Raw genomic sequence first — 22,712 nt, 5'->3', positions numbered from 1 at the left:
GCCCTCGTGACCACTGCACCCACCCACCGCTACGGCACCCGCGCCATGGCCGCCGCCCTGGCCTCCCCGAGCGCGGCGGAGATCACCGCCTGCCGCGACCTCATGGCGCGCGAAGGGCTGCTCGGCCCCGACACGCACGTGTCCTTCTTCGGCCTGGCCGAACCCGACAAGCACGACCTGCTCGCAGGCGTCCAGGGCGCCCGCCGCTTCCGCGCGCTCCTGGTGGACCTGCGCACCGGCGTGTCCCACGACGTCACGGCCTGCCCGCAGGAGGACCGGATCGTCTCGGCGCGGGTCATCGACGTCGCCACCGAGGGCCATGTGCCGGTGGTCCTCGCCGAGTTCGGCCTCGTCGAGGAGATCGTGCACCGCGACGAGCGCTGGCTGGCCGCCATGCGCAGACGCGGCCTGACCGACCTCTCCCAGCTGCGGGTGAACCCCCTGTCGGCCGGCGTGGCCGGCGAGGGCGAGGCCGGGCGGCGGCTGCAGCGCTGCTTCACCTTCGTGCAGAAGGACCCCGACGACCTCGGCTGGGCGCACCCGGTGGACGGCGTCACCGTCGTCGTGGACGTCGTCACCCGCGAGGTCCTGGACGTCTCCGACCACGCCGACCTGCCCGTACCGCAGGAGGACGGCAACTACCACGACCCGGCCTGGGTCGGGCTGCCGCCGCGCGCGGGCGTCAAGCCCATCGAGATCACCCAGCCGCAGGGCCCGAGCTTCACCGTCGACGCCGACGGGGTGCTGGAGTGGCTCGGCTGGACCCTGCAGATCGGCTTCGACCAGCGCGAGGGCCTGGTGCTGCGCAACATCTGCCTGGACGACGCCGGCCGGAGCCGATCCGTGCTCTACCGCGCCTCCATCGCGGAGATGACCGTGCCCTACGGCGACCCCAGCCCGCAGCGCTGGTTCCAGAACTTCTTCGACTGCGGTGAATACCTGCTCGGCGGCTTCGCCAACTCCCTGGAACTCGGCTGCGACTGCGTCGGCGACATCACCTACCTCGACGTGCAGCTCGCCGACCCCACCGGCGCCCCGCGCACCGTTCCCCAGGCGATCTGCATCCATGAGGAGGACACCGGCATCCTGTGGAAGCACACCGACAACTGGAACGGCCACAGCGACTCGCGCCGCAACCGCCGCCTGGTGATCTCCTTCTTCGTCACCGTCGGCAACTACGACTACGGCTTCTACTGGTACCTCTCGCTCGACGGCTCCATCGCCCTGGAGGTCAAGGCCACCGGGGTCGTCTTCACCTCCGCGCTGCCCGGACCCGGCTACGCCTACGCCTCCGAACTCGCCCCCGGCCTCGGCGCCCCCTACCACCAGCACCTGTTCAGCGCCCGGTTGGACATGGCCGTCGACGGCACCGACAACGCCGTGGACGAGGTGGAGGCCGTGCTCGTACCCCGCGGCCCGGACAACCCGACCGGCAGCGGCTTCACCCAGAGCAGCGTCCGGCTGCGCACCGAGTCGCAGGCGCAGCGCCTGGCCGACAACACCCGCAACCGCTCCTGGCTGGTGACCAACCCCGCCGTGCGCAACCGGCTCGGGCAGCCCGTCGGCTACATGCTGCACCCCGAGGGGCGGCCGGTGCTGCTCGCCGACGAGCAGTCCGACATCCACGCCCGCGCCACCTTCGGCACCAAGCACCTGTGGGTCACCCCGTACGCCCCGGACGAGGCGTACCCGGCCGGCGACCTGGTCAACATGCACTCCGGCGGCGCCGGGCTGCCCGCATGGACCGCGGCCGACCGCAACGTCGACACCACCGACATCGTGCTCTGGCACACCTTCGGGCTCACCCACTTCCCGCGGCCGGAGGACTGGCCGGTGATGCCGGTCGACTCCGCCGGGTTCGTCCTGAAGCCCTACGGCTTCTTCGACCGCAACCCCACCCTCGACATCCCGCCCTCGCACGCGGACCACTGCGGGCCCGGGCCGGCCGGCGGCGCCACGGGCGGCTGCGGCTGCGGGGGGACCTGCGACCAGCACGCAGACCAGCACCCCGACCAGCACGCAGGCCAGCACGCAGGCCGGCACCACGAGCACCACGACCCGCACTCCGACCACGGAAAGGCCGACGCATGACAGCCCCGCTGGGCATCCAGCTCTACAGCGTGCGCGACGACATCGGACCCGCGCGGCTCGGCGGCACCCTCGCCCGGCTGAAGGCCGCGGGGTTCAGCCACGCCGAGCCCTTCGACATCCTCACCGACCCCGCCGGGCTCGCAACGGCCCTGCGGGACGCCGGACTCGAGGCCACCACCGCGCACTCCTCGGTGCTGCGGCAGCCCGCCGCGACCGTCCTGGACGCCGCCGCCGAACTCGGTGCCCGGACCGTGATCACCCCTTACGTGCCGCCGGAGAGCATCGCCGACCGCTCCGGCGTGCAGCGCCTCGCCGACGCCCTCAACAGCGCCGCCGAACTCGCCGCCGGGCGGGACCTGCGCATCGGCTACCACAACCACGACTTCGAGTTCGCCCAGCACATCGACGGCGTCCCCGCCTACGAGCTGCTGGTCTCGCTCCTCGACCCCCGCGTCGTCCTCGAACTCGACGTCTACTGGGCCGGGGTCGGCGGCGCGGACGTCTTCGAGCTGCTGCCGCGGCTCGGCGAGCGGGTCCGGCTGCTGCACGTCGTGCGCGACCGCGAACCCGGCAACGACCGGCCCGTGCTCGGGGTCGACGCCACCGGGCGGATGGACGAGGTGCTGGCGCTGGCCGCGCCCGCGCTGGAGCTGCCCGTCGTGGAGGTCGTCGCCCACCACAGCGATGTGTGGCCGCTGGTGGAGTCCAACGCCCGCTACTTCCTCGCCGGGGCGGCCGCGTGAGCCCCGCCGCCCCCGCCGGGGGGCCCACCCGGGTCGCGCTGATCGGCGCGGGCGACATCGCGGGGGAGTACCTGACCACCCTGGCCGGCTTCCCCGACCTCGCCGTGACCGCCGTCGCCGACCTGCTGCCCGAACGGGCCCGGGCGCGCGCGGAGGAGTTCGGCGTGCCGGTCTGGGGCAGCCCGCAGGAGGTGCTGCGCCGCGACGACGTCGACCTCGTGGTCAACCTGACCGTGCCCGCCGCTCACACCGAGGTGGCGCTCGCCGCCATCGAGGCCGGCAAGCACGTGTGGAGCGAGAAGCCGCTCGCGCTCGGCCGCGAGAGCGCCCGCGCCGTCCTGGACGCGGCCGCCGCCCGCGGGGTCGCCGTCGGCAACGCGCCCGACACCGTGCTCGGCCCGGCGATCCAGACCTCCCACCGGCTGCTGGCCGCCGGAGCCGTCGGCACCCCGCAGACCGTCCTGACCCTGATGCAGGGGCCGGGACCCGACCTGTGGCACCCGCGGCCGCAGTTCCTCTTCGCCAAGGGCGCCGGACCGCTGCTCGACATCGGCCCCTACTACGTCACCGCGCTTGTCCAGCTCCTCGGCCCCGTGGTGTCGGTGAGCGCCCAGGGGCACACCGCGCAGGCCGTGCGCACCATCGCGGCCGGGCCCGACGCGGGCACCCGCTTCCCGGTCGAGGTGCCCACGCACGTCAGCGTCGTGACCACCTTCGCCTCCGGGGTCGTCGGCACCTCCGTCTACAGCTTCGACTCCGCCGTGCGGCGCCAGCTGTTCGAGATCACCGGCAGCGGCGGCGTCCTGGAGGTCCCCGTCAGCGGCTTCGACGGCCCGACCCGGCTGCTCACCAGCACCGAACGCGACGCCCCCTGGCGGACCGTCCCGGCCGAGGGCGTGCCGTGCGGGCGGGGCGTCGGCGTCCTGGAGATGGCCCGCGCGATCCGGGCCGGGACGCGGCCGCGGGCCGGCGGGGAGCTGGCCTACCACGTACTCGACGTCATGCTCGCCGTCGAGGAGTCCATCGCCCGCGCGGCGCCGGTACGGGTGGAGAGCACCGCCCCGGCCGTGCCCCCGATCCCCCCACTGTGGGACCCGACCACGCGGACCCACGACGCCATCCACGACGCTACGGAGCAGTCATGAGCCACGGACACCTCGCCTACACGGCCGCCCGTGCCACCCAGGCCGAGGAACTGGAGGCGGCCGTCGCCCGGCTGACCGCTTCGGTGAGCGACCTCGCCGCGGCCGGCGGGCTGCGTGGCCCCGGTCCCGTCTTCGTCGCGATAGGCGCGAGCCTTGCCGCCGCGTGCGCGCCCGTCTGGGAGCTGCGGGCCCGCGGCGTGCACGCGTGGCGGCTCGGCGCGGGGGACCACCCGCTGCCGTTCCCCGCCAGCTCCCACCCGATCGTCGGCGTCTCGCAGAGCGGGCGCAGCGCCGAGACGCTGGCCGTGCTCGAATCCGTGCCGCGCGAGCGGCGGTTCGCCGTGGTCAACATGGTGCCCTCGCCGATCGCCGACGCCAGCGAGGGGCTGCTGCACCTGGGCAGCATCGCCGACAGCTACGCCTCGACGATCGGCTACACGGCGACCGTCGCCGCCCTCGGGCTGCTCGCCGACGCCTGGGACGGCGGAACGGTGGACCCCGGCTGGGCGGAGCTGGGATCGGTGTTCGCCACCGCCGAGAAGGAACTGGACGAGCCGGTACGGGCGCTGGCGCCGCTCTTCGCCGAGGCGACCTCGGCGGACTTCGTCGGGGCCGGCCCCGCGGTGGGCTCCGCCGAGGAGAGCGCGCTGCTCTTCCGCGAGGTCGCGCGCATCCCCTCCACGGGCATGAGCACGCGGCAGTACCTCCACGGGGCCATGGAGTCCGCCGGGGGCGGGGTCCACGTCATCTTCGGCGACGCCCGCGAGCACGCGGCGGCGGCCGCCCTCGCCGACGCGGGCCACCCCGTCATCCTCGTCACGGCCCAGCCCGTCGATCCCCGCCCCCACCTCCACCCCTTGCGCGTCCCCGCGCTCCCCGCGTCCCAGCGGGCGGTGATCGAGATCCTCGTCACCCAGATCCTGGTGGCCGCGGTCGCGGAACTCCGCGGCGTCGACATCGAGGAGTTCGTCTTCCACAACGCGGACACGAAGGTGCCGTAAGAGGGGCGGGGGCGGAATCTCGCCGCTGGGGTTCGCCGCCGTCGCCGCCTGCCGCCCGGTGGCCGGTTGTGCGCGCAGTTCCTCCCCCACAGCTTCGCGTGGGGGTACCCCCAGCGCCCCTGAAAACCTTGCCCTTTGGCGCAGGGCGAGGCCGTACCACCCAGGGGGCGCTGGGGTACGTCCCAGGCGAAGCTCTGGGGGAGGAAATGCGCGCTCAGCGGGCCACCGGCCTGCGGCTGGGAACGTGGGCAGCTCCTACGGCGGGTTGCCGTTTCTTGGGGGCGCGGGGAACTGCTCCCCCAGAGGGGGCACCCCCACCAGCCCAAGGCGAGGTGCGGGCCGCGACGAGACAGGAACCCCCGCGGCGGGCAGCCGGGACTTCGTGGTACAGCGCGTACCACCCGGCGGGGCGGGGTGTGCGGGAAGATGGTGCGCATGGATCAACTCGGTGCCGCGCTGCGGGCGTGGCGGGACCGGCTGGACCCCGCGACGGTGGGCTTCGCACACGGCTCACCCCGCAGGGTCCCCGGCCTGCGACGCGCGGAGCTGGCGGCGCTGGCCGGCATCTCGGTCGAGTACGTGGTCCGGCTGGAGCAGGGACGGGTGGCGACACCCTCGGCGCAGGTCTGCTCGGCCCTGGCGCGAGCCCTGCATCTGTCCGACGACGAGTATGCCCACCTTTTGCGCATGGCGGGTCACGCAACGGATCCGAGCCGGGTTCCGCGAATGATCCCAGAGAGCCTGTACCGGATCGTGGACCAGCTCGTCGGCAACCCGCTGGCCGTCTACGACGCCACCTGGCAGCTGCTGCACTGGAATCCGCTGTTCGCGGCCACGTTCGGCGATCCCACGGTCCGCGGCGCGGGAGACCGCAACGTCCTGGTCTGGCAGTTCCTCGGTGAGCTGCCCCGGGTTCGGCAGACGGCGGCCGAGCGGGCGGCGTTCGAGGAGTCCCTCGTCGCCGACCTGCGCGCGACGACGAGCCGGTACCCCGGCGACCCCGACCTCGCGGCGTTGGTGTCGAGGCTGAACCTCAGCCCCCGGTTCTGCGAGTTGTGGAGCCGCCGAGCGGTGGGCGGTCACCGGAGTGCGCACAAACTCGTCCGGCACCCGGATGTCGGAGACATCGCCATGAACTCCGACATCCTCAACACCCAGGACACGGACCTCCGCCTCGTGGTCTACACGCCGCAGCCTGACACCGACGCCCGCGGCAAACTCGAATTCCTTGCGGCCATCGGGGTTCAGACGATGTCTCCTCAGGGATGAAGGCCCGCGTTCTGCTTCGCCCGGCGGACCGGGCTGCTGGGGGGTACGCGCGGTACCAGGAAGTCCCGTAGCTCCCGCCGACCCTCCCGGGAACCCAGCATGGAGTGCGTGAACAGCGCACGACCGTGCTGCTCGGACCAGGAGGAGCCATGACCACCACGTTCATCACCGGGGCCAACAAGTCCCTCGGTTTTGAAACCGCTCGTCGCCTTGTGGAGGCGGGGCACACCGTCCTCCTCGGTGCCCGTCACCGTGAGCGCGGTCGGGCCGCGGCCGAGTCGCTCGGCGCCCGGTTCGTTCAGATCGACGTGACCGACGACGCCTCGGTCCGGGCCGCGGCCGCGGATGTCGCCGCGCATGAGGGAACGATCGACGTCCTGGTCAACAACGCCGGCGTCCTCGGCAAGGTCGGCCCCGTCGAGGAGTACACCGCGGCCGACATGAGCGCTGTGCTCGACGTGAACGTCGTCGGGATCGTGCGCGTCACGCACGCCTTCCTCCCGCTGCTGCGCAAGTCGCCGAACCCCGTCATCGTCAACGTGTCCAGCGGGATGGGCTCCTTCGGTATGACGCAGGACCCGGCGCGGATCGAGTCGCAGTAAGCCCTGCCCCTCTACTGCGCCTCGAAGGCCGCGGTCACGATGCTCACGACGCAGTACGCCAAGGAACTGAAGGACGTGAAGGTGAACGCCGCGGACCCCGGGCAGACCGCGACCGACTTCACCGGCGGCCTGGGACACAGCGTCGCCGACGGCGCGGAGTCCATCGTGACCCTGGCGACGATCGGCCCGGACGGGCCGACGGGACAGTTCATCGACCGGTTCGGGAATCTCCCGTGGTGAACTCGCCGCTGATCCGGCAGGCCCACGGCCGCTACCGCTGGGACGGCCGACCCACCAGCCGCCGCCTCAAGTGATCGCTTTGCCGGTCGGTCTCAGAGCAGGCCGTACGCCAGCGCGAGCGCCCCGGTGGCCGGCGGGGACGTGAGGAGGCGGATGTCGCGGGCGGGGTGGGCCGTACGGAGGTGGGACTCGACCGCGGCCCAGTAGGAGGGGACCCCTGTCAGCAAGCCGCCCGCCGCCACGACCGGTTCGGGGGTACCGCCCGTACGGGCGGTGAGGACATCGACCAGACGCGCGAGCGCACGGGCCCCCGCGGCAAGAACAGTTCGCGCGGTCTCGTCGCCCTCCTCCGCGGCCCCCACCACCGCGGGCGCGTACCGCCCCCAGTGCTCCGGCGCCTCCCCCCAGCTCAAAGCGAGCGCCAGCTCCGGGATTCCGGGCACCCCCACCGCTTCGAGGAGCCGCCTCGCCAGCAGCCCCGGCGGGCCACCGAGGTCGGCCGCGGCAAGTACGGCCCGAGCCGCGTCCCGCACCAGCGCGGAGGCGCTGCCGTCGTCGGAGAGCACCCAGCCCCAACCACCGGCCCGCCACGTCGTCCCGGCGCCGTCGGACCGTACGGCGATCGCCCCCGTACCCCCGATCAGGGCGATCCCCCGCTCCAACCCGGCGGCGGGCAGCAGCAGTTCGGCATCGTTCACGACCAGGACCGGTACCCCGCCCAGCCGTTCCCGCAGGGCGTCCCGCAACTCCTCGGCGTGTGCGGGCTCCTCGCACCCCTGCGCGCCGACAGCCAGCGCATCGACCTTCCCGACCCCGGCCCGCGCCAGTACCTCGGTGATCCACTGCGCGGCCCCTTCGACTGGCGTGGCCGACCACCCTTCCGACGGCACCACCACGTCCACCTCAGCAGGGGAGTTGGGGGCTGCGCCCTCGGCCGAGGTCCCGGCGGCACCCGGCGTCGTGAGGGACCCTTCGCGGCGGGCAGCCGCACCCCTTGAGCCGTCTGCGAGGACATGCGTCTTCGTGCCCCCTATGTCGATGCCGACGACGACCCGGGCGGCTGCGGGCGGTGGGGTCACGGAGACCCTCCTTTCGAGGGGGAGCAAAGGTCAGCGGGCCGTGGCCACGGCCAGGAGGAACCATCCGGTGTGGGGAATCCACTGCTCGGCCCACCGCCAGCTCTCGCCCGCGGGCGCGTCCGGCGGCAGGAAGGCGACGTCCTCCTCGTCGGTCCACCCGGAGGTGATCCCGTTGACGATGCCGCCCGGCAGGTTCGGGAAGTCCGACTCGTACTCGGGGTTGTTGCGTCCGCGCCCCTGGAGCATCGACATGTCGTACGGGTTGCGGCCGGTGATCCAGGCGAGCTGGTCGTCGGCGAAGGCGAGCAGCCGTGCCGCGGTGGCGGCGCCGACGCCGTCGAGCCCCGCGGTGAGCGCGGCCGCGGCCGCGAAGGAGGCGATGCCGGCGTTCTCGCCCTGCCACCAGTAGCCCGTCTCATTCGCGTGCGGGAAGAAGAAGGCGTCACGGGGTGTGCCGCCGAGGGGCTGCACGCGCTGCCTCGGGTACCCGAAAGGGTTCGGCACGGCCGCGGTCCGCCGCAGCGTGTCCTCCATCGCCTCGACGGCGAGCGCGCGGGCGACGGGGGCCTCGGGCGCGTCGGCCAGGACCTCGGCGAAGCGGACCAGGGCCACCACGGGCAGCCCGGGCTCGGCGGCGTGGAAGAAGGGCCGGCCCTCCTCATCGGCGCGGAACCACCCGGGCCCGTCGCCGGGGCGGACGTAGCGGCCGATCAGCGAGCGGGCCCGGCGCCGGGCGGCGGCCTGCACCGGCGCCCCGGCGCCGACGAGTTCGCTCGCCGCGAGCAGGGCCGCGTAGTCGTCGAGGACGGTCTCGGTGCCGTCGTCGAGGTACGCGGTGTTGTGCGCCTCCAGGTGCGCGAAGCCGGTGAGGGCGGCCCGCAGGTACCGCTCGCGGCCGAACTCCCCGGTGTCGTCCAGGGTAGAGGCTCGGGCCAGGGCGGCGATGGCGAGGCCGCCGCCCTGGCGGTAGGCGGCCTGGTAGCGGTCGGTGCGCACGCACTCGGCGAGCGGCGCGGTGATGACGCGCTCGTCCAGCTGCTTGGTGAGCGCGTCGAAGATGCCGGTGTAGAAGTAGCCCTCGGGCGCCTGAAAGCGGACCAGGAAGTCCGCGCCCCACAGCGCCTCGTCGCGAAGGCGCGTGCCGAGCGAGCGCAGCAGCGCCGGGTGCCGCCGGGCGACGGCGTCGCGGGCGGCGGCCATCGCCCAGGCGCACAGCGGTGTCTGCTGCGGGCTCATGGTGCGGGTGTAGGTGAGGTGGCTGAGGAACTTGCTGGTGTCGCCGCTGGCGTCGAGCCAGCCGCCGCGTGCGTCGACCGTCCGGCCCGACTCGTCGCCCCACAGGTGCGCGTGCCGGTCCTTGCGGTCGATCTCGCCGCTGGAGCGCATGGCCTTGAAGTAGGCGAGCACGTCGGACATCGTCTGGCGCTGCAGCCGGTCGGGGCCGATCTCGAACGGCTCGGCGGCGCAGGTGCGCCCGCTGCCGTCGGTGAGGCGCAGCGTGTGGCGGCCCGGCGGCAGGTCCGGCGGCAGCGGGATGCGGACGTAGGGCCCGGTGTGCCAGCCCGGCACCGCCTGCACCGGCCCGGCGGTCAACTCGCGGGTGCCGTCCGGCCCTTCGAGCACGGCGCTGCGCGGGGCGAGCCCGTCCGGCACCTCGGCGACCAGTGCCTTGTCGGCGCCGGCGCTCCATCCCAGGTGCGCGGTGAGCACCCGGGGCGCGCCGTCCCTCGTCCGGACCGTCATCAGCCGCTGTACCCCGCCCGGTGAAGCGGCCGGCGCGGATCGCCGGCCTGCGTTGACCGTAAAGGTATGCAGTGGACTGTGAGTGGTCAATAGTGGTACGCCTTGGGCTCCTCGGTGGTGCCCGGGCGGTCGGACTCCACGGACCTGGTCCCACCGCACAACGTCCCGCACAACGTCCCGCATGGAGGCGCTCGAGGCTCCACGCATCCTTCCCTACCGCCCTGGCGGGCTCGTTGCCGTGAGCAGGGCCAGGGGGGTTGCTGCCGCCCATGCCTGGGGGGAGCAGGCGTGGGGGTAGGGCACCGGGTCGGGGTGGACGTCGCGTCCGTAGCCGGAGATGACCTCGGGCAGGCGCCAGCCGTGGGGGCGGGCGGCGGACAGCAGCGCCTCGGCGACCTCGCGGGCCTCGGCTGCCAGGCCGTGCACGGCCATGCCGAGAGCGATCACCGCGTTGTCGTGCGGCCAGATGGCGCCGCGGTGGTAGGAGAGCGGGTGGTAGGGCGCCTGGCCCGACGCGAGGGTGCGGATGCCCCAGCCGGAGAAGAAGTCCGGCGCGAGCAGCCGCCGGGCGACCCGCTCGGCGCGCCCTTGGTCGAGCAGGCGCGACCACAGCAGGTGGCCGGCGTCGGAGGCCAGGGCGTCGACCCTGCGCCCCTCGCCGTCGAGGGCGAGCGCGGGGAAGTCGGCCTCCGCGAGCCAGAACTCCTGCGGGAAGCGCCGGCGCAGGTCGGCCGCGGCCTGGTCCAACGACCGCGCCCAGGCGGGGTCCCCCCACACCGTGGCGGCCAGGTGCGCGGTGCGGCGCAGCGCGTCGTAGGCGTACCCCTGGGCCTCGGCGACCGCGATGGCGCCGGTGGCCTGGGTGCCGTCGGCGAAGCAGACCGCGCCGGCGGAGTCCTTCCAGTTCTGGTTGGCCAGGCCGCCGGCCTGCTCGTCGGAGCGGTAGACCAGCCAGCCGCGGTCCCGCAGCCCGCCGTCGCGGAACATCCACTCCACCGCCGCGCGGGCGTGCGGCTCCAGCCGCCGGGCCGTCGCGGTGTCCCCGGTCTGCTCGGTGTACGCCTGGAGCAGGACGAGGAAGAGCGGGGTGGCGTCCACCGAGCCGTAGTAGCGGCCGTAGGGCACCTGGCCGAAGTGTGCCAGCTCCCCGTACCGCAACTCGTGCGGGATGCGGCCGGGCTGTTCGAGGCGGGCGGGGTCCTCGCGGGTGCCCTGCGCGGCGGCGAGCGCGGCCAGGGTGTGCGCGGCCTGCCCGGGGCGGTAGGGCAGGCAGAAGAGGGAGGTGAGCAGCGAGTCCCGTCCGAACAGGGTGAGGAACCACGGCGTTCCGGCGCCCGGCACCCGCAGCGGCTCGCCGTCCGGTCCGGTGGCGGGCACCCGCAGCCCGGCCAGGTCGGTGAGTCCCTGCCGGACGGCGTGGGCGAGGCCCGGCAGGCCGGTACGGTCGGCGCGGTCGGCCGGGCCGGGTGCGGCACCGACGAACTCCGCCGTCTCGCGGGCCTGGTGCGCGCGCACGGCGTCGGGGTCGAGCACGGCGCCGCCGGCCGCGGTGTCCTCGACGGCCAGTAGGCCCCCGGCCAGGGCGCGGGCGGTGACGCGGATCCGGGCGCTGCCGTGCGGGGGCAGCCGCAGCCGCCAGGAGAGCCGGTGGGCCGTCGCGGCGCCCGCCTCGGGTGCCACCGTGTCCGGCGGCGGGTCGGCCGTCACCGTCGTCCCGGCCGACCAGTCCGGCGGGCGCCGGTAGCGGAAGGAGACGCCCGCCGGGTGCGGCGCCGCCTGACGTACTCCACCGGGCTTGTCGTAGCGGCGGCGGTCGGAGCGCAGCTCGAACTGGTCGGCGAAGTCGGCGTCGGCGAGCAGCTCCAGTTCGGCGGTGACCGGGCGCGGCAGGTTGTTGAGCACCGTCAGGCGTTCGACGAGGGCGCCGGCGGTGACGGCCTGGGCGCGCAGCACCGTGAAGGGCGAGGGCTCGTCCCGGGTGCCGGGCAGGACCAGGACGGCCGTGCCGGCCCCGCCGGTCAGCACGGTGAGCGCCCGGCCGCCCGCGGTCAGCCGCCAGCGGCTCAGGTGCCGGGCGTCGCGCAGGAACAGCCCCTCGGGTGAGGTCCCGGCGGCGTCACGGATGTCGCCGTCGGGGGCGAGAACGGCGAAAGTGCCCTGGTCGACGAGGACGCGGGTGGTGCCGTCGGTGCTCAAAGGTCCTCCTGTTGCCCGGCGAGCAGGTCCAGGGCGAGTGCCGCGGTCCAGCTGAAGTCCTTGATGCCGCGCCCGGCCCCGGTGTGCGGGTTGACGTACTCCGCGAAGCCGCTGCGCCAGGCGTCACGCAGCACGCCCGCCCGCAGGTCGTCGGCCAGCCGGCGGGTCACGGGGGTGCCGGCCGCCTGCAGGCCGCGGTGGACGAGCCAGGCGGTGTTGAACCAACTGGGCCCACGCCAGTAGCGGTTGGCGTCGAACGCGGCGCCGGTCAGGTCGTAGCTGGGCACCATGTGCGTGCGGCCCAGGCCGAAGCGCTCGCCGGTCGCGGTGGTGACGAGGGCGTCGGTGAAGGCGCTCGGCAGACCGGGTACGGCGAGCGGGAGCAGTCCGTTCACGCCGGCGACCGGGAGCAGGCGGTCGCTGCCGAGGTCGCGCGGCGCGAAGATGCCGCGGCCTGCGTCCCACAGCCGGGTGGTCAGCGCCGCGGTCAGCCGCTCGGCGCGCTCCAGCGCGGGGGCGGGGTCGCCGCCCACGGCCCGCAGGATGTCGGCCAGGGCGTACTCGGCGGCGATCAGCAGGGAGTTGAAGCCTGGGTCCTCGACCCGGAAGGCGTGCGGGGCCGCGTCGTCGTAGCCGCTGTCGCGGTAGTCGCGGGCGAGCCGGACGTAGCGGGCGTAGTCCAGGTCGGTGGGGCGGTCCGCGGCCACGCTGTGGTCGAGGTCGACCCTGCGGTAGGAGTCCTCGGCTGCGGGGGTGACGCGGGCCAGCGGGGCGTCCCAGCAGGGGCTGTTGTCCAGGCCCGGCTCCCAGGGGTGGATGATCGCGGCCAGGCCGTGACCGCCCAGGTCGCGGTGGCCGGCCAGGTAACGGTGCCAGGCGTCCAGCTTGGGCGCCAGGCGCGGCAGGAAGCCGCGGCGGACCGACTCGTGCGGGTCCGCCCGGTGCACCAGCCACGCGGCCAGCGCGTGCACCGGCGGCTGCACGATCCCCGAGGTCTCGGCGAACGCGGGGGCGCCGCGGTGCCCTCCGGCGGCCGAGGAGCGCCAGAAGTCGGGGCCGGGGAAGTACGCCCCGGCGGGTACGGCGGGGTTGAAGACGATGTGCGGGATGCGGCCGTCGGCCCACTGGGCGCCCAGCAGCCACTCGAGTTCCTGCTGGGCCCGTCGCGGCGACAGGTGGCGCAGCCCGATGGCGACGAAGGCGGAGTCCCAGCTCCACTGGTGCGGGTAGAGGGAGCGGGAGGGCACGGTGCCCGTCCCGTTCCAGTTGCCCAGCAGCACGGATGCGGCCGCGGCCCGCAGCCGTCCGTGGTCGCACCCGGTGTCCCGGGCGCCGCTCTGCAGAAGGGTGGTCATCCCGCCGCCCGCCGCAGGAAGCCGGGCACCGAGCGCACCGCGTCGCGCGGGTCGCCGGTCAGCCGGCACTCGGCCGCCAGCCAGCCGCTGTAGCCGACGGCGTCCAGCGCGCCCAGCCACGCCGGCCAGTCCAGGTGCCCCGCACCGGGCTGGAACCGGTTGGAGTCGCTCACCTGCGCGTGCCCGATCCACGGGGCGGCGGCCAGGATCGCGGCAGCCGGATCGGCCTCCTCGATGTTCATGTGGTAGCTGTCGATGCCGATCCGCACCGCGTCCGATCCTGCCTCGCGGATCAGGTCGACGGCCTGCTCAAGCCGGTTGACCATGTGGTCCTCGTAGCGGTTGAGCGGCTCCAGGAAGAGGCTGACGCCCTCGGCCCGGGCGTGCTCGCCGAGTTCGGCGAGTCCGGCCAGCAGCACCTCGCGGTCCTCGGCCTCGGATCTGGGCGGTTCGAAGGGCGGCAGCCGGCGCGAGAACATCCCGTACGAGGCGGGGGTCTGGGCGCCGAGGCCGCCGATCTCGGCGATGACACTCAGCTGGGACTTCATCTGCTCGATCGCGTCGCGGCGCTGCTCGGCGTCGAAGGCGCCGAAGAAGTGCAGCATGTCCACGCACACCGTCGGCATGACCACTCCGTCGGCGAGCGCCCGGCGCAGTTCGGGCAGCCGGTCGCGGAAGTGCAGGTCGCCCTTGCCGCGCAGTTCGATGCCGTCGTAGCCGGCGGCCTGGGCGAAGTCCCACTTGGCCTGGAGGGTGTCGCCGGGCAGCAGTTGCTCCTGGCAGGCGAGTTTGAGCATGGAAGGGCCTTTCGGATCGGCGGGGCGGCTCAGAATTCCAGGACGACCTGGAGCGCGTCGGCGGGGTGCTCGTCGAGCAGCGCGTACGCGCCGGCCGCCTCGGCGACCGGGACCCGGTGGCTGACCAGGGCGGCGGTGTCGACCTCGCCGCGGGCCACCAGCTCCAGGAAGGTGCGCTGCAGCCGCTTCACGCTCCAGCGGTGCGCGACCTGCGGCGGCACCCCGCCGATCTGGGAGCAGACCAGCTGGACCCGGTTGTGGTGGAACTCGTCGCCGAGGCGCAGCCCGACGCCCTCGCCCTGGTAGAAGCCGGAGGCGACGACCCGCCCGCCGGGCGCGACCGAGCGCAGCGCCTCGTGCAGGGCCGGGTAGGCGCCGCTGATCTCGATGGCGAGGTCCGCGCCCCGGCCACCGGTCAGGCCGCGCAGGGCCTCTGCGACCTTGCCCCGCCGGGCGTCGAGGGTGTGCGCGGCGCCGAAGCCGCGGGCGGCGGCCAGCCGCGTCTCCAGGGCGTCGACCGCGGTGACGGCGGCGCCGCTGAGCCGGGCCAGCCGGGTGGTGAGCAGGCCGATGACGCCCTGGCCGAAGACGGCGACGTCCTCACCGAGGTGGATGTCCGCGGCGAGGACGGCGTTGTACGCGATCGCGCCGACCCGGGCGAATGCGCCGGCGAGCGGTTCGAGCCCGGCGGGCAGTCGGTGGCCCACCATCCGCTCGGCGGGCACGATGCCCTCGCTGCGGTGGCCCCAGATGCCCCAGACCAGGTCGCCCGGCACCGGCAGACCCTCGGTTCCCGCGAGTTCGGGGGAGACCTCGACGACCTCGCCCACCTCGGAGTAGCCCCACCCGGCGACCGGATAGCTGATGCCCGCGACGTCGTCGTGGAAGAGCCGCTCGACCGGGTCCCAGGTGCGGGTCAGGTACGGGTTGGTGCCGCGGTACGCCGTCAGCTCGGTGCCGGCCGAGATCCCCGAGTAGCGGGTGCGCACCCGCAGATGGCCCGGCGGCAGCGGCTCCGGGGCGATGCTCGCGACCTCCACGGTGCGCGGACCGGTGAACTGGACGATGCGTTCCACGATGACTCCGGAGCTACGGGTTGCGGGTCATGAACAGTCAGATGCTGCTGACTTGTGTCGAAGATATCTCAGACTTAAGTCTTGTCAACAAGCAAAAGTGGTGCTGTTATGCAACACGACGTTTACGCAAGGCGTGCAAGTGAGGACGGTTCATGCTCATGTGGTCGCTCAGAGGCAGAAGCTTGGCGGCGGGTACCGCGGCCGCGGTCGGCATCGGACTGCTGGCCGCGTGCGGCGGGCAGGGCTCCGGCCCGCGCTCCGGCAACACGCTCACGGTGTGGAGCGAGGAGAACCTGCCGGCCCGGATGGCCGTGACGCAGAAGCTCGTCGACACCTTCGAGAAGCAGACCGGTGTCAAGGTCAAGCTGGTCGGCGTCGACGAGGGCCAGCTGCCGCAGCTGGTCGAGTCCGCCGCGGCCGCGGGCAAGCTCCCCGACGTGATGGGCGGCATCCCGCTCGCCCCGGTCTGGCAGATGTACAGCAACGGGCTGCTGGACACCGACGCCACCGCCAAGGTCCTGGCGGGCCTGGGCCGTTCGACGTTCAACGCCAACGCGCTGAAGCTCACCAGCGACGGTGCCAAGCCGCTCGCGGTGCCCAGCGACTCCTGGCAGCAGATCCTCGTCTACCGCAAGGACCTGTTCGCCAAGGCCCACCTGCCCGTGCCCGACACCTACCAGGCCATCACCCAGGCGGCGCGGACCCTGGACAAGGGCTCGATGACCGGCATCTCGCTGGCCACCGATCCCAAGGACGTCTTCACCCAGCAGAGCTTCGAGGACTTCGCGGTCGCCAACGGCTGCCAGATGGCCACCGCCGCGGGCAAGGTCGCACTGACCAGCCCGAGCTGCGTCCAGGCGTTCAAGACCTACGACGACCTCGCCAAGACCGGCCCGGCCGGCACCCAGACCGTCGACACCACCCGCGCCACCTACCAGGCCGGCCAGTCCGCCATGGTGGTCTGGTCCACCTACCTGCTGGACTCCCTGGCCGGGCTGCGCGACGACGTCCTGCCCAACTGCCCCCAGTGCAAGGCCGACAAGAGCTTCCTGTCGAAGAACTCCGGCATCGTCACCGCCGTCAAGGGCCCCGACGGCGCCGCGCCCGCCCAGTTCGGCGAGATCTCCTCGTGGACCATCACCAAGACCGCCCACACCGCCGCCGCCGAGAAGTTCGTCTCCTTCATGATGTCCAGCGGCTACGAGGGCTGGCTCGGCATGGAGCCCGAGGGCAAGATCCCGGTCCGCAACGGCACCGCCGCCGACCCGAAGAAGTACGTCACCGACTGGCGGTCCATGAAGATCGGCGTCAGCAGCTTCGAGCCGATGGACAAGCTCTTCCCCGCCTCCTTCCTGGACCAGATCCTCGCCGGCGTCACCAACATGCAGCGCTGGGGCATCACCCAGGGCCAGGGCGCGCTCGTCGGCGCCACCGAGGGCTCCCTGCCGGTGCCCAAGGCCATCGGCGCCATGACCGGCGGCGACCACCTGGCCCCGCAGTCCGCCGCCCAGCAGGCGAATGACGCGGTCTCCGCCCTGCAGAAGACGCTGCGGTGACCAGCGGCACCCTCGCACCCGAGGAAACACCCATGAGCACAGCCACCGGCGGCACCCGCCGCCGGCCCTCCCCGACCCAGCGCGCCCAGAACCGGGCCGGACTGGCCTTCGTCTCGCCCACCTTGCTGGTGGTCCTGGTGATCGTCATCCTGCCGATCCTGTGGACGGTGCTGCTCGCCTTCCAGCATGCCAAGCTCATCGACCTGCAGGGCATGGGGCTGTTCGGCAACTGGACCACCGCCAACTTCCGGCAGGTCTTCACCGCTCCCGGCTTCTGGAGCTCGCTCGGCACCACCCTCGTCTACACCGTGGGCGGCACCGTCGGCTCCATCGCGCTCGGCCTGGTGGCCGCACTCGCGCTGCGCCGCCCGTTCCGCGGCCGCGGCATCGTCCGCAGCACCATGCTGCTGCCCTACGTGGCGCCGGTCGTCGCGGTCACCTTCGTGTGGGAGACCGCGCTGAGCCCGCAGACCGGCATCATCAACAACTGGGGCGCCCACCTGCTCGGCTGGCACAAGCCGATCGCGTTCCTGTCCACCAGCAGCTACCGGGCCGACCTGCTGGGCTGGCACGTCCACCTGCCGCTGGCGCTGCTCACCGTCGTCGCCTTCGAGATCTGGCGCTACTTCCCCTTCGCCTTCCTCTTCCTGCTCGCCCGCCTCCAGGCGGTCCCGGCCGGCATCGAGGAGGCGGCCGAGGTCGACGGCGCCACGCTCACCCAGCGCTTCCGCTACATCCTGCTGCCGCAGCTGATGCCGGTCATCGCGCTGCTGTCGGTGCTGCGCTTCATCATGACCTTCAACAAGTTCGACGACGTCTACCTGCTCACCGGCGGCGACTCCGGCACCGAGGTCGTCTCGGTACGGGTCTACAACTTCCTGACCGCCAGCTACGACGTCGGCGCCGCCGCCGCGCAGGCCCTCGTCCTCGCCGTGATCCTCATGGTGCTGCTCGGCGTCTACTTCGGATTCTTCGCCAAGCGCGTGCAGGAGGAGGAGGCATGAGCCGGGCACAGTTCGAGGAGCGGCTCTTCGGCACCCTGCGCTGGGTCGTCATCGCGGCCCTGCTGATCGCCACGCTCTTCCCCTTCTACTACATGGTGATGCTCTCCTTCCGGCCCACCGGGCAGCTGCTGCTGCACCCCGGCTCGCTGTGGGTGCCGCTGCACGAGATCACCGTCAGCACCTACCGGACGATCCTGGAACCGACGTCCAAGGGCGGCCAGGGACTGCTCGGCATGCTGCGCAACTCCGCGCTGGTCTCGCTCGGCACGGTGGTCCTCACGCTCGCCGCTTCCGTGCCGGGAGCCTGGGCGATCAGCCGGCTGAAGTTCGTCGGCAGCCGGCAGATCAGCGCGCTGTTCCTGGCCGTCTACCTCTTCCCGGCCACGCTGCTCGCCGTCCCGCTGTTCGTGATGTTCTCCAGGATCGGGCTGCAGGGCAGCCTGGTCGGCCTCGCCGTCGTCTACATCGCGCAGACCGTGCCGGTGTCGATCTACATGCTGCGCAACTACTTCAGCACGGTGCCGGTCAGCATCGAGGAGGCGGCCGCGCTCGACGGCTGCTCGCGGCTGCAGATCCTGTGGCGGGTCGTGCTGCCGCTCGCGGCGCCCTCGCTCATGGCGACCGGGCTGTACGTGTTCATGATCGCCTGGAACGAATTCCTCTTCGCGCTGCTCTTCCTGGCCGCCACCCCGTCCAAGTGGACGGTCTCACTGGGGCTTTCCCAGATGGACAACGCCATCGAGGTGCCGACGACGGTCCTCATGGCGGGATCGGTGGTGCTGACCATCCCCGTGATAGTCCTGTTCTACGCCGCCGAGCGGTTCCTCACCGAGGGGCTGACCACCGGTGCGGACAAGAGCTGAGACCATGAGGAGAACCGAGCCGATGGCCCCGATGGCAGCGTCGCGCAGTACCGCCGGGCACTTGCTGGAGCTGATCCGCACCGGCCAGGCCGGCACCCGGGGCGAACTGCAGGCCCTCACCGGGCTGTCCCGCTCCACCGTCGGACACCGGCTCGACCAGCTCTTCGCCGCCGGCTGGCTCGCCTCCACCCCGGGCCAGCTGTCCACCGGCGGCCGCCCCTCGGTACGCCTGACGTTCGACACCGGCCACGCCGTGGTGCTCGCCGCCGACCTCGACACCACCCACGGCCACGCCGCGGTCCTCGATCTGGCGGGCACCGTCCTTGCCGAGCGGCGCGGCGAACTGCGGGTCGCCGACGGGCCCGAGAGCGTCCTCACGGCACTCGCCGGCTGGTTCGCCGGCCTGCTCGCCGAGAGCGGCCGGACCGCCGCCGCGGTCTGCGGGGCGGGCCTGTCGGTGCCGGGGCCGGTCGAGTTCGACTCCGGTCTGGTCATCCGCCCGCCCATCATGCCCGGTTGGGACGGCTACCCGATCCGCGACCGGCTGCGGGCCGCCCTGGCCGAGCAGGCCGGCACCCCGCAGTCGCTGCCCGTCCTCATCGACAACGACGCCAACCTGATGGCGCTGGGTGAGCAGCGCGGCGGCTGGCCGGACTGCTCGACGTTCATGCTCGTCAAGGTCTCCACCGGGATCGGCGCCGGTGTGGTGATCGGCGGTCAGGTCTTCCGCGGGATCGACGGCGGAGCCGGCGACCTCGGCCACATCCGCCTGCACGACCGCTCCGACGCCCGCTGCATGTGCGGCTCCTACGGCTGCCTCGCCGCCGTCGCCAGCGGCCGGGCGGTGGCCGGCCAGCTCGCCGCGGCGGGCGTGCCGGCCGAGTCCGGCACCGACGTGCGCGCCCTGCTGGACGACGGTCAGCCCGACGCCGTACGGCTCGCCCGCGAGGCGGGCCAGCGTTGCGGCGAGGTGCTGGCCACCGCCGTCACCCTGCTCAACCCCGGCGTGCTGATGATCGCCGGGGACCTGGCCGAGACCCAGTTCCTCACCGGCGTCCGCGAGTTGATGTACCAGCGGGCGCTGCCGCGGGCCACCCGCAGCCTGCAGATCGTCACCTCGCGACTCGGCGACCGCGCCGCCCTGGCCGGAGCGACCGCCATGGTCGTCGAGCACCTGTACGCACCCGAGCAGGCCGACCGGCGCCTGGACTCCCTTGCCACCGCCACCGCCTGACCCCCCGTCTCCCGGAGCACCCCCTGTGACCAGCAACGCCTCGGCACCTGTCCGCGTCGGACTGATCGGCGCCGGACCCTGGGCGCGCGCCATGCACGCCCCCATGCTCGCCGCCGGGCCCCAGACGCACCTGACTGCCGTCTGGGCCCGGCGGTCCGAGGCCGCCGCCGCCCTGGCAGGCGCCCACGGGGCGGTCGCCGTGGCAGATGTGGAGGAGCTCTTCGAGCGCTGCGAGGCCGTCGCTTTCGCGGTGCCGCCGGCCGTGCAGGCGCCGCTGGCCGTCCGGGCGGCCCGCGCCGGCAAGGCCCTGCTGCTGGACAAGCCGCTCGGCGCCGACCTCGCAGGCGCCCGGGCGGTCGCGCAGGCCGTCGCCGAGAGCGGCGTCGTCTCGCAGATGGTCCTCACCAAGCGCTACCACCCGGCCACCAGGGCCTTCCTGGCCCGCGCCCGGCAGACGAAGGTCACCGGAGCCCGCTCGTGCTACCTGCACGGGGCCTTCCTCGACGGCGAGATGGCGACCGGCTGGCGGCTGAAGGAGGGCGCGCTGCTCGACCTCGGCCCGCACCTGCTCGACCTGCTCGACGCGGCGGTCGGCCCGATCGTCTCGGTGCGGGCCACCGGCGACCCCCGGCGCTGGGTCGAGCTGAGCTGCCGGCACGAGAACGGCGCCGTCAGCCAGGCCTCGCTGTCCGGCGCCGTCCGGCTGCCCCGCCCCCGCACCCGGATCGAACTGCTCGGCGAGAGCGAGGAGGTGGTCTGGGACAGCGCGGGCGCCGGCCACCAGGAGAGCTGGCCCCTGCTGCGCGAGGAGTTCGCCGCGGCCGTCCGCAGCGGCGTCCCCGGCCCCCTCACCGCCGCCCACGGCCTGCGCCTGCAAGAACTGATCGCGATGGCCACGCCCTAGGCGTAGTGCCTTGTGAGGTTGGGGACCCGGGCGGTCACGCGCTCAGGCGGTCGATGAAGGCGAAGAGGTTGGTGCGGGTGCGGGCGATCTGCTCGTCCAGTGTCAGCGACTCCTCCATGCGGCCGCCCGGGGCCACCGGCTTCCTGCCCCGGACGTAGAGGGAGCAGGCGAGGTCCGTGCAGATGTAGGTGCCCACCGTGTTGCCCTGGCGGCCCGCCGCCCCGGTCTTCGCGGCCGCCATCAGGGAGACGCCGTCGCCCGGGTGCGTGGTCAGGCACAGCGCGCACATGCTGCGGTGCCGGTAGCCGCGCTGCTGGGAGGCGAACCGCAGGGTGATCCCCACCGGGTCGCCCTCGCGTTCGGCCACCAGGTAGGTGCGGTCGGGGGCGCCCAGGTCGTGCCAGCCGAGGAAGTCGAGGTGCTCCCAGGGGACATCGGCCAGCTCGCGCGGGACGGGCAGCCGCTTGGCCTCGCCCCGGGAGCAGTTGACGAAGGACGCGCGGATCTGCTGCTCGGTCAACGGCTTCACGCAGCGAGCCAAACATGTCCCGGGCGCCCGGGCAAAGGGATATCCGGTGGGCGCGGTCCGAACCCGCGGCCGCGGGGTCCCGGGAACCCCGGGCTCGCGTGCGTGCTCTGGCAACGGCTCTGGCACAGTCGGCTGCCCACCCCCGAACGGGGGCGCGGAATACGGCCGTTGACGGCCCGCGCCGACCGGTCGGGGCTCTTCACGGAGCCTTCACTTCCGGTGCGGGACGGCCGCCGCTGCCCGTACGGCCCAGGCCGCGCCGCCTGTTCGGGCAGTCCGGGAGCGGCCCTGCGGCGGGCCCGCCGGCCAGGGGCTCACGGTCGCGCTCTGATTCTTTCGGGCGACCCGCGTACACGGCCCCGCCGCACGTCCTAGTCTGGTTGATGTGATCGGTGTCATGGGGGATGCGGGTGTGGCGTGTGTGCGGTGCCGGGATTTACGGGCGCGGTTCCGCGATCCGGCCACGCCCAGTCCCGGCGCGCTCCTCTACGCCTGGGCCACCCACCACCTCGACGACCACAAGACGGTCCCGTCCCCCCGCCCCGACTGCACCGAGTGCGACCGGTTCGCCACCGGCGAGGCGTCGGTGCGGGCCGACGTCTGGCAACGCTGGGCCCAGGTCCACTACATGAAGTGCCAGCTCGCCCCCGACTGGCGCCCGCCGTCGCCGTGAACCCCACGCGCCTCCGACACCTCGCAGCTCACGGGAAGTGACTCCTGCCTCACAGGTGGGAGGCTTTCGGCGGCGGCGACTTACGCTGGGGGTGTGCCGCGTGCGCGGCCCAGGGAGGTCACGGTGTTCAACGTCTTTGAGCAGCTGTTCAACCCCGGCCGCCAGCACACCGAGGACGAGCACAATCGGCTGGAGCTGACCCGGGACGAGGAGGGCAGCTCCGACCCCTCGCGCGGTCCCATAGATCTGGACTCCGGCGCGGTGGTCGTGCGCGCGCCCCGGCGCGACCCCGACGAGGAGGAGTCCTCGCCGCAGGAGGGCGACGAAGCACAAGGCGGGTAACAGGCGGCACACAGAGCGTCGAAGAGGGCGGGTCCGGCACCACGGACCCGCCCTCTTCGTGTGTCCGGCCGACCACCTTGCGACACCGCGTGCGACAGCCCCCGGAAAAGGCCGCCCCGAACTCCTGGAAAAGCGCCGCGGAACCGCCCGGTAAATGGGCCCGAATTCGGCTACACCCCGCACTCGTGCGACCACGTGCCGCGCGCGGAAAAGGGCCCCTGTGTGATTCCCTCGACGTAACGCAGCTCACTTACGAACGGGATTAGTAGC

At 73.3% G+C, this 22,712-nt stretch carries 19 protein-coding genes and 1 pseudogene; 13 read left to right on the top strand and 7 right to left on the bottom strand.

Features of this window, described 5'->3' with window-relative positions; all coding sequences use genetic code 11:
• Positions 1-6: 6 nt before the first annotated feature.
• The 6 genes and pseudogenes from BLR33_RS01120 (at position 7) to BLR33_RS01095 (ending at position 7,091) form a co-directional block, all read left to right on the top strand.
• The gene (locus BLR33_RS01120; protein ID WP_245771063.1) at positions 7-2,091 is read left to right on the top strand and encodes a primary-amine oxidase; all 2,085 of its coding nucleotides are present in this window, start codon (positions 7-9) and stop codon (positions 2,089-2,091) included.
• Complete coding sequence (locus tag BLR33_RS01115) at positions 2,088-2,834, top strand: sugar phosphate isomerase/epimerase family protein (protein WP_093782309.1); 747 nt, start codon at positions 2,088-2,090, stop codon at positions 2,832-2,834. Before BLR33_RS01120 ends, BLR33_RS01115 begins: the two co-directional genes overlap by 4 nt.
• Positions 2,831-3,979 carry a Gfo/Idh/MocA family protein gene (locus BLR33_RS01110; RefSeq protein WP_093782308.1) on the top strand — a complete coding sequence of 383 codons (1,149 nt, stop codon included), beginning with the start codon at positions 2,831-2,833 and terminating at the stop codon, positions 3,977-3,979. Before BLR33_RS01115 ends, BLR33_RS01110 begins: the two co-directional genes overlap by 4 nt.
• Positions 3,976-4,980, top strand: coding sequence for an SIS domain-containing protein (locus BLR33_RS01105; RefSeq protein WP_093782307.1), 1,005 nt, complete (start codon positions 3,976-3,978; stop codon positions 4,978-4,980). The genes BLR33_RS01110 and BLR33_RS01105 overlap by 4 nt, the downstream gene beginning before the upstream one ends.
• Positions 4,981-5,406: 426 nt before the next feature.
• Complete coding sequence (locus tag BLR33_RS01100) at positions 5,407-6,249, top strand: helix-turn-helix domain-containing protein (protein WP_245771062.1); 843 nt, start codon at positions 5,407-5,409, stop codon at positions 6,247-6,249.
• 149 nt (positions 6,250-6,398) lie between these two features.
• A pseudogene (locus BLR33_RS01095) lies at positions 6,399-7,091 on the top strand (SDR family NAD(P)-dependent oxidoreductase).
• 92 nt (positions 7,092-7,183) lie between these two features.
• On the opposite strand, the gene BLR33_RS01090 reads toward BLR33_RS01095, so the two are convergent.
• The 6 genes from BLR33_RS01090 to BLR33_RS01065 form a co-directional block, all read right to left on the bottom strand.
• Positions 7,184-8,170 (bottom strand): BadF/BadG/BcrA/BcrD ATPase family protein, encoded by a 987-nt coding sequence (locus tag BLR33_RS01090; protein ID WP_176930063.1) that lies wholly within the window; start codon positions 8,168-8,170, stop codon positions 7,184-7,186.
• Positions 8,171-8,200: 30 nt separating this feature from the next.
• On the bottom strand, positions 8,201-9,913 hold the full coding sequence (locus BLR33_RS01085; RefSeq protein ID WP_093782305.1) for a glycoside hydrolase family 9 protein: 1,713 nt from the start codon (positions 9,911-9,913) through the stop codon (positions 8,201-8,203).
• 213 nt (positions 9,914-10,126) lie between these two features.
• Entirely contained in the window at positions 10,127-12,109 is a 1,983-nt protein-coding gene (locus BLR33_RS01080; protein WP_093782304.1) for an amylo-alpha-1,6-glucosidase, read from the bottom strand.
• On the bottom strand, positions 12,106-13,464 hold the full coding sequence (locus BLR33_RS01075) for an MGH1-like glycoside hydrolase domain-containing protein (protein ID WP_093782303.1): 1,359 nt from the start codon (positions 13,462-13,464) through the stop codon (positions 12,106-12,108). Before BLR33_RS01075 ends, BLR33_RS01080 begins: the two co-directional genes overlap by 4 nt.
• A complete protein-coding gene (locus tag BLR33_RS01070) occupies positions 13,461-14,261 on the bottom strand; it encodes a sugar phosphate isomerase/epimerase family protein (protein ID WP_093782302.1) in 801 nt (266 codons plus the stop codon). The genes BLR33_RS01075 and BLR33_RS01070 overlap by 4 nt, the downstream gene beginning before the upstream one ends.
• 29 nt (positions 14,262-14,290) lie before the next feature.
• Positions 14,291-15,337, bottom strand: a complete 1,047-nt coding sequence (locus tag BLR33_RS01065; protein ID WP_093782301.1) for a zinc-dependent alcohol dehydrogenase — start codon at positions 15,335-15,337, stop codon at positions 14,291-14,293.
• Positions 15,338-15,489: 152 nt separating this feature from the next.
• Here BLR33_RS01065 and BLR33_RS01060 point away from each other — a divergent pair, with 152 nt between their 5' ends.
• Genes BLR33_RS01060 through BLR33_RS01040 form a run of 5 tightly spaced genes read left to right on the top strand, consistent with a single transcriptional unit; the run spans position 15,490 to position 20,898 of the window.
• A complete protein-coding gene (locus BLR33_RS01060) occupies positions 15,490-16,893 on the top strand; it encodes an ABC transporter substrate-binding protein (protein WP_093782300.1) in 1,404 nt (467 codons plus the stop codon).
• Between the two features lie 32 nt (positions 16,894-16,925).
• Positions 16,926-17,897, top strand: coding sequence for a carbohydrate ABC transporter permease (locus BLR33_RS01055; RefSeq protein WP_093782299.1), 972 nt, complete (start codon positions 16,926-16,928; stop codon positions 17,895-17,897).
• Positions 17,894-18,760, top strand: coding sequence for a carbohydrate ABC transporter permease (locus BLR33_RS01050; RefSeq protein WP_093782298.1), 867 nt, complete (start codon positions 17,894-17,896; stop codon positions 18,758-18,760). The genes BLR33_RS01055 and BLR33_RS01050 overlap by 4 nt, the downstream gene beginning before the upstream one ends.
• Before the next feature lie 31 nt (positions 18,761-18,791).
• Positions 18,792-19,994: an ROK family transcriptional regulator gene (locus BLR33_RS01045; RefSeq protein WP_093782699.1), complete on the top strand. Its 1,203-nt coding sequence runs from the start codon at positions 18,792-18,794 to the stop codon at positions 19,992-19,994.
• A 25-nt stretch (positions 19,995-20,019) separates the two neighbouring features.
• Positions 20,020-20,898 (top strand): Gfo/Idh/MocA family protein, encoded by an 879-nt coding sequence (locus BLR33_RS01040; RefSeq protein ID WP_093782297.1) that lies wholly within the window; start codon positions 20,020-20,022, stop codon positions 20,896-20,898.
• A 34-nt stretch (positions 20,899-20,932) separates the two neighbouring features.
• On the opposite strand, the gene BLR33_RS01035 is transcribed toward BLR33_RS01040, so the two are convergent.
• The gene (locus tag BLR33_RS01035; protein WP_093782296.1) at positions 20,933-21,427 is read right to left on the bottom strand and encodes an FBP domain-containing protein; all 495 of its coding nucleotides are present in this window, start codon (positions 21,425-21,427) and stop codon (positions 20,933-20,935) included.
• A 397-nt stretch (positions 21,428-21,824) separates the two neighbouring features.
• Between BLR33_RS01035 and BLR33_RS01030 the strand changes: the two genes are divergently transcribed.
• A complete protein-coding gene (locus BLR33_RS01030) occupies positions 21,825-22,100 on the top strand; it encodes a hypothetical protein (protein ID WP_093782295.1) in 276 nt (91 codons plus the stop codon).
• Positions 22,101-22,223: 123 nt separating this feature from the next.
• Positions 22,224-22,442, top strand: a complete 219-nt coding sequence (locus tag BLR33_RS01025) for a DUF6191 domain-containing protein (protein WP_093782294.1) — start codon at positions 22,224-22,226, stop codon at positions 22,440-22,442.
• Positions 22,443-22,712: the final 270 nt, after the last annotated feature.

Source organism: Actinacidiphila guanduensis, from assembly GCF_900103985.1.
GTDB classification, from domain to species: Bacteria; Actinomycetota; Actinomycetes; order Streptomycetales; family Streptomycetaceae; genus Actinacidiphila; species Actinacidiphila guanduensis.
This window is presented reverse-complemented; position numbering and strand designations above follow the sequence as displayed.